The organism is Paraburkholderia silvatlantica (assembly GCF_003096715.1).
Classification (GTDB): domain Bacteria; phylum Pseudomonadota; class Gammaproteobacteria; order Burkholderiales; family Burkholderiaceae; genus Paraburkholderia; species Paraburkholderia silvatlantica.
Map to the genome: position 1 here is coordinate 20,492 of NZ_QEOL01000010.1, position 13,369 is coordinate 33,860.

At 64.3% G+C, this 13,369-nt stretch carries 9 protein-coding genes; 2 read left to right on the forward strand and 7 right to left on the reverse strand.

Going from position 1 to position 13,369, the window contains the following annotated elements; genetic code table 11:
• Nucleotides 1-44 precede the first annotated feature (44 nt).
• The 6 genes from selB to fdnG form a co-directional block, all read right to left on the reverse strand.
• Nucleotides 45-1,973, reverse strand: a complete 1,929-nt coding sequence (selB, locus tag C7411_RS15090; RefSeq protein WP_110385084.1) for a selenocysteine-specific translation elongation factor — start codon at nt 1,971-1,973, stop codon at nt 45-47.
• Nucleotides 1,970-3,436, reverse strand: coding sequence for an L-seryl-tRNA(Sec) selenium transferase (gene selA, locus C7411_RS15095; protein WP_110385085.1), 1,467 nt, complete (start codon nt 3,434-3,436; stop codon nt 1,970-1,972). Before selA ends, selB begins: the two co-directional genes overlap by 4 nt.
• Nucleotides 3,437-3,451: 15 nt before the next feature.
• On the reverse strand, nt 3,452-4,384 hold the full coding sequence (gene fdhE / locus C7411_RS15100; RefSeq protein WP_110385086.1) for a formate dehydrogenase accessory protein FdhE: 933 nt from the start codon (nt 4,382-4,384) through the stop codon (nt 3,452-3,454).
• Nucleotides 4,385-4,512: 128 nt separating this feature from the next.
• Entirely contained in the window at nt 4,513-5,139 is a 627-nt protein-coding gene (locus C7411_RS15105; RefSeq protein WP_110385087.1) for a formate dehydrogenase subunit gamma, read from the reverse strand.
• A complete protein-coding gene (gene fdxH / locus C7411_RS15110) occupies nt 5,126-6,061 on the reverse strand; it encodes a formate dehydrogenase subunit beta (protein WP_110385088.1) in 936 nt (311 codons plus the stop codon). Before fdxH ends, C7411_RS15105 begins: the two co-directional genes overlap by 14 nt.
• 12 nt (nt 6,062-6,073) lie before the next feature.
• Entirely contained in the window at nt 6,074-9,145 is a 3,072-nt protein-coding gene (gene fdnG / locus C7411_RS15115) for a formate dehydrogenase-N subunit alpha (protein ID WP_110385089.1), read from the reverse strand.
• A 198-nt stretch (nt 9,146-9,343) separates the two neighbouring features.
• Here fdnG and C7411_RS15120 point away from each other — a divergent pair, with 198 nt between their 5' ends.
• Both C7411_RS15120 and C7411_RS15125 read left to right on the forward strand, forming a co-directional pair.
• On the forward strand, nt 9,344-10,753 hold the full coding sequence (locus tag C7411_RS15120; protein ID WP_110385090.1) for a YihY/virulence factor BrkB family protein: 1,410 nt from the start codon (nt 9,344-9,346) through the stop codon (nt 10,751-10,753).
• A 220-nt stretch (nt 10,754-10,973) separates the two neighbouring features.
• The gene (locus C7411_RS15125) at nt 10,974-12,185 is read left to right on the forward strand and encodes a porin (protein WP_110385091.1); all 1,212 of its coding nucleotides are present in this window, start codon (nt 10,974-10,976) and stop codon (nt 12,183-12,185) included.
• A 240-nt stretch (nt 12,186-12,425) separates the two neighbouring features.
• Here the strand turns inward: C7411_RS15125 and C7411_RS15130 are convergent, their stop codons facing one another.
• Nucleotides 12,426-13,325, reverse strand: a complete 900-nt coding sequence (locus C7411_RS15130; RefSeq protein WP_110385092.1) for a LysR substrate-binding domain-containing protein — start codon at nt 13,323-13,325, stop codon at nt 12,426-12,428.
• Nucleotides 13,326-13,369 lie beyond the last annotated feature (44 nt).

A 13,369-nucleotide genomic window follows, 5' to 3' on the forward strand; every position in this document is an offset into this window, starting at 1 on the left:
CGTCAAACCCAACCACCTGCAACCGCACGCACATATCGGTGTGTCTACAACCATTCGCGCATCCGGCTATCGTGCCGCAGCAGATGCGTATTGCGCTGAAAGCGAGTATATCCAACGCGGTCGAAGTACTCCAGAATCTGGATCGCGCGTTTGCGGCCCAATGCCGTGGCGTCGCGAAACGCCGCGGCATTCACCACGCCGCCCTGCTCCCCGGCAATCTGCGCGACAACACGCGCGAGCGCCTGCACCACGTCGCGATCGTAAAAGAGATCGCGCACGACCTGATACACCATACCAAGGCGCGCGAGCTTGCGCAGCAGCGCGCGCACCTTCTCCTCCGGCTGCCGTGTCTCGCGCGCGAGGTCCCGCACCCACGGCGGATCAAAACGCCCTTGCGCGAGCAGCGGCATGAGGCGCGCGGCTAGCGCTTCGTCATCGGCGTCGAGCGTCACCGCATGCGACGGCAAATGCAGCCACGGGCCACTGCGTGCCACGCGCCTCTCGCGCTCGAGCGCTTCAATCGCGGCGCGCCACACCGCATCGCTCACGAGCGGCGCCGCCATGCGGCGCAACCGTGCCGCGTCCGGCCCCTGCTCATCGGGCAAGCGTGCATGAAACTCGGCGAGCGCTTCGACAATGCGCTCGGTGAGCCGCGTCCAGTGCGCTTGTGCGATCACGGCGCCTTCGTCGCCGCGTCCTTGCGGTGCGATGGAAATCGCATCGGCGGGCAAAGCGAGCGCGGCATCGTCGTAACCGGTCAACTGCACCAAGACCGCGCGCGCAATGCCGCGCGGCGCTTCGTCGATTAGCGGTGCCAGGCTCGCTTCGTCGAGCCACGTGCGCAACGCGTCGAGCCATGCACGCCGTTCTGGCGTCCGGCGCCGCCGCGACGGGCCGAACGGATCGAGCACACGCCCGCCACCCACGGTATGGTTCGCCTGCGCGTTACGGACAATGAAGCGGTCTCCCGGCAACGCGTGCAACGGCGCATCGAACACGAGCTGTACGCGGGCAACCGCGCCCGGCGCGAGCGTTTCGCCTTCGAGCAACGCGACGTTCGCAACGCGATGCGTCGTGCCAAGATGCACATGAAGCGGCGCCCAGTGCTGCAACGTGATGCCCGCGTCGTCGAGCAACTGCAGTTCGACGTCGAGACGCACGGCCGGCTCGGCCAGCCGCGTATCGACGATCCAGTCGCCGCGCGCAATCTGCTCCTTGTCGATGCCCGCAAGATTGAGCGCGCAACGCTGACCTGCGTGCCCCGCGTCGCCGGCATGCACCGCGCGATTCTGCGCATGCAGGCCGCGCACGCGCACTGACGTGCCGGCGGGTGCGAGCACGAGCGTGTCACCCGCCTGTACGCGCCCGGCGAATACGGTGCCCGTCACCACCGTCCCCTGGCCCGTCAGCGTAAATACGCGATCCACTGCCAGGCGAAAGAGCCCGTCGTCTCTTCGCGCCCGCCATGTACTCGCGCGCTCGCGCAACCACGCGTCGAGGCGCGCCACGCCTTCGTCATGCGGCCGCGTGGCATGGGTCTCGAATACAGGCGCATCCGCAAGCATCGTGTTGGCAAGCCAGGCAGCGATTCCGGCACGCACGGCGGCAAGCCGCGCCGCATCCACGCGATCGCACTTGGTCAGCGCTATGGCGCCTTGCTGCACGCCCAGCAGTTGCAGAATGGCAAGATGCTCGCGCGTTTGCGGCATCACGCCGTCGTCGGCAGCAATCACGAGCAACGCGAAGTCGATGCCGCACGCACCCGCCGCCATCGTATGGACGAGCTTTTCGTGGCCGGGCACATCAATGAAGCCAAGCACGTCGCCGTTGGCGAGCGGCAGGTACGCGTAGCCCAGTTCGATCGAAATGCCGCGCGCCTTCTCTTCTTTCAGGCGGTCGGTGTCCACGCCGGTCAACGCGCGGACCAGCGTGGTCTTGCCGTGGTCGATGTGCCCCGCCGTGCCGACGATCACAGACGCAGCTCCGCGAATTGCGCCGCGAACGCCGCTTCGTCCGCGGGTTCGAGGCAGCGCAGGTCCAGACGCAGCGCGTCGTCGGCGATGCGGCCGATCACGGGCCGCGGCAGTTCGCGCAAGGCACGCTCGAGCTTGAGCAGCGCACGGCCACTGCCGCCCTTACCCGTATGGCGCACGACCAGCCCGCTGCTCGGCAGCACGTCCACGGGCAGCGCGCCACTGCCGATCTGGCTGAACATCGGCTCGACGCTCGCAGCATACGCTTCGCCTATGGCGCGCTGGAACGCGGGCAGCGCGCGCTCGGCAGCCTCTTGCATTTGCAAGGCCGGCCGTGTGAGAAGGCGCAGCGTAGTGAGCCGCTCCCGCAAGAACTCAGGCGCCTGATAGAGCCGCAACACCGGCTCCAGTGCAGCAAGCGTGAGCTTGCCGACCCGCAACGCGCGTTTGAGCGGATGCTTCTTGATCTTCGCGATGAATTCCTTGCGTCCGACGATCAGCCCTGCCTGCGGGCCGCCGAGCAGCTTGTCGCCGCTGAAGGTCACGAGGTCCGCGCCCGCTTCCACGGTCGCACGCACCGTGGGCTCTGCCGGCAAGCCCCACTGCGCGAGATCGACGAGCGTTCCGCTGCCCAGATCGACCGCTACGGGCAGACCGTGCTGACGCGCCAGCGGCGCGAGTTCATCGAGTTCGACAGTCTTTGTAAAGCCGCTGATCGCGTAGTTGCTGCAATGTACCTTCATCAGGAGCGCGGTGCGCGCGTTGATGGCCGCTTCGTAATCCTTGAGATGCGTGCGGTTCGTCGTGCCGATCTCGCGCAAGCGTGCGCCCGCCCGGCTCATGATGTCGGGAATGCGAAACGCGCCGCCGATCTCGACCAGTTCGCCGCGCGAAACGACGACTTCCTTGCGATTGGCGAGTGCGCTCAACAGCAGCAGCACGGCCGCCGCGTTGTTGTTCACGACGGTCGCGGCTTCGGCTCCCGTCAATTCGCAAATCAGCGAGTCGATCAGGTCGTCGCGGTCCCCGCGCTTGCCGCTGGCGAGATCGAATTCGAGATTTGCGGGTTGCGTGAGCGCCTGCGCCACGGCTTTGACGGCTTCTTCGGGCAGCAGCGCGCGGCCGAGATTCGTATGCAGCACGGTACCCGTGAGATTGAAGACCGGACGCAAGCGGCTCTGCGCGCGCGCGGACAACCGTTGCGTGGTCGCCGCGATGACGCGTTCGAGCGAAAATGGTTCGGCATCCTTGTTTTCATGCGCCAGCACGCCAGTTCGCACATCGCGGCGCCAGCCGTCCTGCGTGGCGCGTATCGCGTCGAGCACCTGGGTGCGTCCATATTGCGCTATCAGCGGCTGCGCTTGCTCCGAGGCAATCACGCGCTCGACCGCCGGCATTTTCGCGAGCAGCGCATGAAGGGCGTGCGCGTCGCGCTCCGCTGCTTGACCCACGGTTGCACTCATGGCGTACGCGGCTCCTTACTGGTCGCCAGGCACTTCGGGCCATAGCAACGGATTCGGGCTCGCGCGACGGTAGCCCGCATCGCTCATCAGCAGATCGAGCGTGAGGCTCGCCAGATCGTCGGCCAGCGGCTCGAAATCGAGCGCCTTCTCCTGATAGCCGATCTTGCGGTACGTATGGCATTCGTCGCACGATTCGGCCTTGAGTGCGGCATTGCCTCCCTCGATGCCGTGATACGCAATGCCCTTGGTCGAATTGCAGTTCGTGCACTTCACGCGCACCACATGCGCCTCGGTACCGCACAGGCCGCATTGTGCAAACCGATAGCCCTGATACACGCCGCCAATGCGCACGATGCTGGCAACGGGCGGCGACCCGCACACGGGGCATACGCCCGGTGCGTCGACATAGGGCACGTCGCGCACGTCGATACGGCTCGCGAGGTCGGTCCACACCACCTGCAGCGCGGCCATGATGAACGGGGCGGTGGCGGGCGCGACTTCTGTGTAGCGCTGTGCGAGAAGCGCATCGGCCTGGGCTTCCAGTTGCCCTTCGGTCATGGCGCGCAAGTCGCCAAGCACTTTGGCGAGCGCAGGCGCGACCGTTCCGGCCGCTTCGACCCGATCGGCGAGACGCAACAGCACGGCGTGCCATTGCGGATCACGCTCGCCGGAGAGCGCGGGCAGTATCGGCATGGAGTGATGCTGCGCGTTCGCAATGGCTTCGCGCGAAGGCATGGATGCGCTGCAATGTTCGAGCGCTTCCTGCTGCGCATCGACGAGCGCCGCCATGAGCCGCACGTAGCCGCCAATGGGATTGTGGTCCGCGAGATGCCGCAGGCGCACGGCGCGCGTACTGAAAAAGGCGACGCGCTCGGGTAGACGAATGCGCGGAATGGCCGAAGGATCGAGCGATTCGATTTGCTGCGGATCGAGAATGCGTTGCGTCACGACGGGTCTGCTCCAGAACGGCTTCACAAAGGAAAAAACCGCCGTGCCCTCACGGGCGCCGGCGGTTTGCCGCTCGCGCCGTCACTGCCTTAGCCACACGGCGCGGCAGGCGGCGCGCAGCCTGTGCGTTACTTGATGCTCTCGCGGAACCAGCGCGGATGATGCTTTCTCGCCCAGCCCCAGGTGACGTAACCGCGCGTCATCGCACCGATCGACCCCTTCACCCATATGGCGGCATAAATATGAATGATGATGCCGCAGATCAGCACGAATGCCGCTATCGCATGCACCAACGAAGAGAGCCGGATAATTTCGATCGGAAAGTAGATCGAAAAATATCGCCGCCAGATCACGATGCCGCTCAAGAGCAACAGCACGAGGCAAACCACCATCGCAAAGAATAACAGCTTCTGGCCCGCATTGTAGCGGCCGATTTCGGGCAGCCTGTCTTCGCGGTTGTTGAGCACGTCGCCCATCTGTTTCATCCACTGGATGTCGTCTTTGTCCAGATAGTTGTGATGCCAGAAGCGCAGCGCAAGGATCAGGAACGAGACGAACATCACCACGCCGATGAACGGGTGGAGAACGCGCGTCCACTGGCCGCCGCCGAGCACCGCGTACAAAAATGCCATGGCCGGGTGAAACATCGCGAGGCCCGATAGCGCGAGCAGAATGAAACAGATTGCAGTGATCCAGTGGTTGCTGCGCTCGTTGGGCGTGTAGCGCTCGATCAATTGCGGTTCATCGTCTTTCATCGCCGCGCTCCTCGGGTGGTTCGCCACGCATGCGCCGCGCCTCATCGCGCGCCGCGGCTTCGTCTTCAGCCGTCACTTCGTTCGGGCCAACCCGCGTGTAATGGAAGAAGCCGGCCAGTGCGGTGAACGCCATGATGGCGAGCCCAATCGGCTTGGCCACGCCCTTCCAGAGCCGCACCATCGGGCTGATGTGCGGATCCTGCGGCAGTCCGGCATAAAGCTGCGGCCGGTCTGCGTGATGCAGCACGTACATCACGTGCGTGCCGCTCACGCCCGGCGGGTCATAAAGCCCGGCGTTCTCGAAGCCGCGCTCCTTGAGGTCCACGATGCGCTCGGCCGCATGCTGCTTCATGTCTTCCTTGGTACCGAAGACGATCGCGCCGGTCGGACAGGTCTTCACGCACGCGGGCTCCTGTCCCACGGCCACGCGGTCCGAGCAGAGCGTGCACTTGTATACGCGGCGCTCGCTCGACATGCGAGGAATATTGAACGGGCAGCCGGTAATGCAATTGCCGCAGCCGATGCAGTTTTCCTGGTGGAAGTCGACGATGCCGTTCGTATACTGCACGATCGCGCCCGGCGCGGGACACGCCTTCAAACAACCCGGGTCTTCGCAATGCATGCAGCCGTCCTTGCGGATCAGCCATTCGAGGTTGCCCTGTTCGTTTTCGTATTCCGTGAAGCGCATCACGGTCCACGAGTGCTCGGTGAGATCGTGCGGATTGTCGTAGACGCCCGTATTGACGCCGATTTCGTCACGCAGATCGTTCCACTCCATGCACGCGGTCTGACACGCCTTGCAGCCGATGCATTTAGACACGTCGATGAGCTTCGCGACCGTGCCGGTAACCGGCTCGCGCACGCCGGGCGGCTCCGAGGTGGTCGCGGAAAGGCGTTTGACGTCAAGTGATTGCCATGCCATGTCGTCGTCCCCCTATGCCTTTTCGACCTTCACGAGGAACGACTTGAACTCGGGCGTCTGCGAATTGCCGTCGCCCACGGGCGGCGTGAGCGTATTCGTCAGATAGCCCGGGTGCGTGAGCCCCTTGAAGCCCCAGTGCAGCGGAACGCCAACCTGATGCACGGTCTTGCCTTCGATGGTCAGCGGTTTGATGCGCTTGGTGACCACCGCCACCGCGACCAGATAGCCACGATTGCTCGACACCTTCACGCGCTCGCCCGCCACCACGCCTACCTCCTTCGCGAGCGCCTCGCCAATCTCGACGAACTGCTGCGGCTGAATGATCGCGTTCAGCCGGGCGTGTTTCGTCCAGAAGTGGAAGTGCTCGGTGAGCCGGTACGTGGTCGCCACATGCGGGAACTGCTGCGCGGTTCCAAACGTCTTGCGGTCGTCGGGGAACACGCGCGCCGCCGGATTGCTCGTGGCGAGCGGGTTGTTCGGGTGGAACGGGTTATAGCCGAGCGGGTTCTCGAACGGTTCGTAATGCTCAGGGAACGGACCTTCGTTCATGCCGTCGCGGGCGAAGAAACGCGCCACGCCCTCGGGGTTCATGATGAACGGCCCCATGCCCTGATCGGGCGCTTCATCGACCTTGTAGTCGGGTATGTCCGCGCCCGTCCATGCGCTGCCGTTCCACGCAATCAGCTTGCGGGTGGGATCGAAGGGCTTGCCCGCCACGTCGCACGAGGCGCGGTTGTACAGCACGCGCCGGTTCGCGGGCCACGCCCAGGCCCAGTTGAGCGTCTGTCCGATGCCCGTGGGGTCGTCGTTGTCGCGCCGGCCCATCTGGTTGCCCGACTGGGTCCACGCGCCGCAGAAGATCCAGCAGCCGCTCGCGGTCGTGCCATCGTCCTTCAACTGGGCGAAGGCCGAGAGCTGCTCGCCCTTCTTCACGAGCACCCTGGTGGGATCTTTCGCGTCGGTCTGATCGGCGAGTGCGCGGCCGTTGTACTCCTTCGCCAGTTCTTCCGGCGTGGGACTCGCAGGATCCGAATACGGCCAGTCGAGCTTGACGATCGGATCTGGCAGCTTGCCGCCGTCCTTCTGATACGCGGCGCGCATGCGCAGGAACAGGCCCGACATGATCTCGAGGTCGCTCTTCGCCTCGCCCGGCGGCTCCGCGCCCTTCCAGTGCCATTGCAGCACACGGCTCGAACTCACGAGCGAGCCGTTTTCTTCCGCAAAGCACGTAGTGGGCAAACGGAACACTTCGGTTTGAATCGAAGTCGGATCGACGTCGTTATAGTCGCCATACTTCTTCCAGAACTCGGCAGTCTCGATGGCGAGCGGGTCCATGATGACGAGCCACTTGAGCTTGCTGAGCGCCGAGACGGTCTTGGCCTTGTTCGGGGAGGACGCCATGACGTTGAAGCCCTGGCAGATATAGCCGTTGACCTTGCCCTGATTCATCAACTCGATGGTCTGCAGCAGGTCGTACGGCTTGTCGAGCTTGGGCAGCCAGTCGTAGCCCCAGTTGTTGTCCTTGGTGGCCGCGTCGCCCCACCACGACTTCATGAAGCTCACGAAGAACGCGCCGTAATGCTGCCAGTAGCTGAGCTGGTTCGGCCGCATGGGCTGCGAGGCGCGCTTCTTGATGTAGTCGTCGTAGTCCTGCTCCGCTTCGAACGGCAGCGTCATGTAGCCCGTGAGCAGGTTCGACATGAGCCCGAGGTCGGTCAGCCCCTGGATGTTCGAGTGGCCGCGCAGCGCGTTCATGCCGCCGCCCGCAATGCCGATGTTGCCGAGCAGGAGCTGCACCATCGCGCCGGTGCGGATATTCTGCGAGCCGATCGAGTGATGGGTCCAGCCGAGCGCATACATGATCGTGGCCGCGCGGCCCGGCACGGCCGTGCTCGCCAGCATTTCGCATACCTTGAGGAATTTGTCCTTCGGCGTGCCGCACACTTTCTCGACCATCTCGGGCGTGTAGCGCGAGTAATGCTGCTTGAGCAACTGGTACACGCAGCGCGGATTCTGCAGCGTGTCGTCGGTCTTCACGAAGCCGTCGTCGCCAAGCTCGTAGTTCCACGACGACTTGTCCGGGTACGAATGCTTTTGCGCATCGTAGCCCGAAAAAATGCCGTCGTTGAATGCGAAGTCTTCGCGCACGATGAACGAGAAGTCCGTGTAGTTCTTCACGTACTCATGCTGGATCTTGTCGTTGGTGAGCAAATAGTTGATCACCGCGCCGAGGAAGGCGATGTCCGTGCCGGTGCGGATCGGCGCGTAGAAGTCCGCGACCGATGCCGTGCGCGTGAAGCGCGGGTCCACCACGATGAGCCGCGCACCACGGTGCGCCTTCGCCTCCGTGACCCACTTGAAGCCGCATGGGTGCGCCTCGGCTGCATTGCCGCCCATCACCAGAATCACGTCCGCATTGCGAATGTCGACCCAATGGTTCGTCATCGCTCCACGGCCAAACGTCGGGGCAAGACCTGCCACCGTCGGGCCGTGTCAGACACGCGCCTGGTTGTCGAATGCGAGCAGGCCCATGCTGCGGGCCACTTTGTGCGTGAGATAGCCGACTTCGTTGCTGCTTGCCGATGCAGCCAGCATGCCCGTGGTCAGCCAGCGGTTCACTGTCTTGCCGTCGGCGGTTTTCTCGACGAAGTTCGCATCGCGATCTTCCTTCATCAGCTTCGCGATACGGTCGAGCGCCTCATCCCACGACATGCGTTTCCACTCGTTCGAGCCGGCCGCCCGGTACTCGGGATATTTGAGGCGGCTCTCGCTATGAATGAAATCGATCAGGCTCGCGCCCTTCGGGCACAGCGTGCCGCGATTGACGGGGTGATCGGGATCGCCCTCGATATGGATGATGCTCGTCGTAGCATTCTTCGCGCCATCGCCGAGACCGTACATGAGGATCCCGCAACCAACCGAGCAGTACGGGCAGGTATTGCGGGTTTCAGTGGTGCGCGCCAGTTTGTATTGTCGGACCTCGGCAAGTGCGTTGTCGGGCGCGAAACCCATCAATGCAAGGCTGGAACCCGCCAGCGACGTTGCCGTGATCTTGAGGAACTGACGCCGGGACATCTGCAGCATGATTCGTCCTCGGCCTGGTTGTGAGTTTTTTCAGTATAAGACGTTTTGGGAGACGGATCGCACTGGATGCTCGCAAGCGCAACGCGCGGGCAGTGCGAGGCCGCCCGGGAACCACGCTTGCTAATATTGACTGGCGAATGCGCCATCTGTGTGACGAAAACGAACCACTGAAGCACCACTCCCGCGGGGCACTCCATCATGTCAACGCTTTCCACCGAACGACTGCAGTCCGCCGCGCGCAAGGAAGCTTCGTGGGTGGTGGGCGCGTTGCGCCAGTTCATCGCCAATCGCTGCCCGTCGCTCGCGGCGAGCATCGCGTTCTACTCGGCGTTTTCGCTCGCGCCCACCCTCGTGATGGTGATTGCCGTGGCCGGCTGGTTCTTCGGCGACGATGCCGCGCGCGGCGAACTCTTCCGCCAGGTCCACAACGTGCTCGGCGACGACGCGGCCGCGGGCATCACCACCATCGTGCAGAACGCGCACCGGGCGGGCGGCAAGGGCGGCGTCGCGGCGATCATCTCGCTCGCCCTGCTCGTGATCGGCGCGTCCGCAACCTTCTCCTCGCTCAATTCCGCGCTGAATATCGTCTGGCCGCCGGACGGGCAGCGTCCCTCCAGCGTGATGGCGCTCGTACGCGTGCGCCTCATTTCGTTCAGCCTCGTGCTGGGGGTCGCGTTCCTGCTGATCGTCTCGCTCGTGCTCGACACGGCCATTACGTTCGTCGGCCAGTGGCTCTGGGGCAATTCTCCTTATGTGATCATCGGCAACCTGATGCAGCTTGGCGTAGGGCTCGTGGTACTGGCCGTCGCATTCGGCGCCCTGCTGCGCTTCCTGCCCGACGCCAACGTGCGCTGGCGCGACGCGATGGTGGGCGGCGTCGTCGCGGCGGTGCTGTTTTCGGCGGGCAAAAAGCTGTTCGCGCTCTATCTCGCGCACGCAGGCATGGCAACGGCCTTCGGCGCAGCCGGCTCGCTCGCCGTGCTGCTCATGTGGCTCTATTTTTCAGCGGCGGTGCTCCTGCTCGGCGCGGAGTTCTCGGCCGCGCGCGGACGCCTGCACGACCCGCGCGGCGCGTGGGGTTTCCTTGAGGAAACGCCGCCCGGCAGCCGCGCCAAGCTGGCCTCGGTGCTCGCCGCCTCCACCATCGTCGCGCGACACGACACGAAGCGTGCGGAACGTCCCGCCGCAGCCCTGGCGCCATCGGCTGCGCCGATCGGAAACGGCGGCGCAGCCGCCACAGCAATGCCCGCGGCCTTGGCGGCCGCCGTTACGGCAGACAGATCGACACTATCGGAAACTCCGCTCGGCGCGATCGGGCGCGCGAGCGCGCATGGCGGCGCGTTCGGGAGGCTGAAATCGGGGCTACAGATCCGCCGTTCGGTCGTGCGCGTGGAGGACAGCGCCACCTACGCGGCCGCGCTCACGCTGGTCCACGCGGGCCGCACGGTCGCCGCCGCCGACCGCTATGTGAAGCGCCATCCCTGGCGTTCGGTGCTGTTCGTCGCGAGCGCGGCGCTCGCCATGACGGCCGCAGGCAGGCGTCGTCACTCCACCGCCGCCACGCCCATTGAAGCTGCTACCGAAGGTCGCAGCAAGGCGAAGAAATAACGGCTGTTTACGGAACTTTTATCAAAAACAACAATAATGCTCGATCAACAATCCAATATTTCCTAAAACGGCATAATGGACGGAGGCCCCGTCTGACAACGGATTCTGGCCGGTGTCAGGTTTTCGCTACAATCTTTATTTTTTCATTTCAGGTCGCCTGGCCTGCTGCGTTATTCTCCAACGCGCAACAACTACACAATCTTTGCGTGGAGAAAACAGAATGAAACGAGTCGCTCTCTCGACCCTCTCGCTGGCCCTCCTGGCCGCAGCCGGCACCGCGCACGCTCAAAGCAGCGTGACCCTCTATGGTGTGATCGACGAATCGATCCAGTGGGCCCACAACACGATGGACGCCAGCGGCAAGAACTCGAATCTGGTCGGCCTCGCCGGCGGCAACCTGTCGGGCAACCGCTGGGGCTTGAAGGGTACGGAAGATCTGGGCGGCGGCCTGAAGGCGATTTTCCAATTGGAAAACGGCTTTGACATCAACAACGGCACGCTCGGTCAGGGTGGCCTGATGTTCGGCCGTCAGGCATACGTCGGCCTGACGCACGAGCAATTTGGCACGGTGACGCTCGGCCGTCAGTACGACCCGCTCGTCGACATGGTTCAGCCGCTGACCGCCGACAACTACTTCGGCAGCACGTTTGCAACGCCGGGTGACGTCGACAACAACGACAACAGCTCGCGTACGAACAGCGGCATCAAGTACGTTTCGCCGGTTCTGCAAGGCTTCCAGTTCGAAGGCATGTATGCACTGGGCGGCGTTGCTGGCGCGACCGGTTCCGGCCAGAGCTGGGGCGGTGCAGCCACGTACGGCATCGGCTCGTTCAATGTTGCCGCAGGCTATTACAAGATGGACAACGGCTCGACGCTGGCGTCCCGCACGACGACGAAGGACGGCGTGAGCTCGGTGGGCTGGGCTTCGGGCGCAACGTCTGGCGCTGTGTTCGACAACCAGATTACGGCAGGCTACGCTTCGGCCAAATCGATCGGCACCGCTTCGATCGCCGCTCAGTACGTCGCAGGTCCGTTCACGTTCGGCGCACGTTACAGCAATGTCCAGTTCAAGTCGGACGGCTACTCGCAGTTTGAATCGACCCAGAAGTACAACATTGCTGCCGGCTTCCTCGGCTATCAGCTGAACCCGGCGCTGCTGCTCGGCCTCGGCTACACCTGGACGCACGGCTCGGGCGACACGTCGAACACCTACAACCAGGTTTCGCTCGGCGCAGACTACAACCTGTCGAAGCGCACCGACCTGTACGCTGTCGCGGCATGGCAGCACGCCAACGGCACGCAGCGCAACCCGGGCGACAGCACGACGCCCAGCACCACGTCGACCGCTGGCGCAGCCATCGGCTCGTACGGCTTCAACTCGGCTTCGAGCTCGCAGACCCTGGTCAGCCTGGGCATCCGCCACAAGTTCTAAGCAACGCTTTACTCCGGGCTTCGGCCCGGCGCCGGGACCGGCTGACGAGCCGTTCCGGCGAAGCGGGCGAGACCAGGCAGCTAAAAACTGCACGCTGCACAAACCAGCCTCGGGCGCATGTCCTGGCTGGTTTTTTTATGCCCATGGGGTTTTTGAAGCGATCCTCCACAGCTGTTCACGCAAGGCCGTCTGTGCGCACGGCCTTGCGCTCTTTACCGGCCTTTTCCACGCGTGAAAAGCTCAGCGCAGCCGTGCCAGCGCGGCTGTTGCATGCCACACGAATGCGTCGCTCAATGCCGTCGCCGCGCGCTGCGTGCTGCGCACGACATGGAGCGCGCTCGACAGCGCAGGCGTAAAGCGCTTCACGCTCACCCGCGCGCTCGCGTGCTGGGCCGTCAACGCGTCGACGAGCGCGATGCCCATTCCCGCTTCCACCATCGCCACGACGGATTGCGCGAGCGCCGCTTCGACGCCGGGCTCGCGCGCCACCCCGCATTCGGCAAAATGCCGGTCGATGGAGAGACGCGCCTCGCTCGCCGCGGCAAACGAAATAAAGCGTTCGCCCCCGCAGTCTTGCGCATGTATCACACGCTTGCGCGCGAGCCGGTGTCCGCGCGGCACGATGCAGCGCAGCGGCCATTCGCCCAGATACTCGAGACGCGCGCCGGGATGCGCGACGGCTTGCGCGGCAAAACCGAGATCGCAACGCTGTGCCGCCACGCGCTCGGCAATCCCGGCGGCTTCGCCAGTCAGCAGTTCGAAATCGACGCCTTCGTGCTCGCTCGCAAACGCCGCGGCCACGCGCGGCAGAAAGTCGGCGCAAAGATCCGCTGAAGCAGCGACACGCACGACACCGCGCCGTTGCGCGCGAATCTGCGCGGCCGCCTGAGCCACGCGCTCGAAACCGAAGAACGCGCGCTCGACTTCGTCTTGCAGCGTATGGGCCTCGACGGTCGGCAGCAAACGCCCCTGGCGCCGCTCGAAAAGCGCGAACCCCACCTTCGCTTCGAAGTCGGCAAGCAAGCGGCTCACCGCGGGCTGCGAAATGCCGAGCACCTGTGCCGCGCGCGTGACCGTGCGCCACTGCATCAACGCGCGAAACGCTTCCACCTGGCGCAAACTGAGGTCGGATACAAGCATAATACTTTGCTATGGATGTATGAATGGCCTGGTCTATACCACCC

Bases quoted from the DNA above. Each gene is read 5' to 3' on its own strand.
- selA (WP_110385085.1), bottom strand. From the start codon at position 3,436: ATGAGTGCAACCGTGGGTCAAGCAGCGGAGCGCGACGCGCACGCCCTT.
- C7411_RS15105 (WP_110385087.1), bottom strand. From the start codon at position 5,139: ATGAAAGACGATGAACCGCAATTGATCGAGCGCTACACGCCCAACGAG.
- fdxH (WP_110385088.1), bottom strand. From the start codon at position 6,061: ATGGCATGGCAATCACTTGACGTCAAACGCCTTTCCGCGACCACCTCG.
- C7411_RS15120 (WP_110385090.1), top strand. From the start codon at position 9,344: ATGTCAACGCTTTCCACCGAACGACTGCAGTCCGCCGCGCGCAAGGAA.
- C7411_RS15125 (WP_110385091.1), top strand. From the start codon at position 10,974: ATGAAACGAGTCGCTCTCTCGACCCTCTCGCTGGCCCTCCTGGCCGCA.
- C7411_RS15130 (WP_110385092.1), bottom strand. From the start codon at position 13,325: ATGCTTGTATCCGACCTCAGTTTGCGCCAGGTGGAAGCGTTTCGCGCG.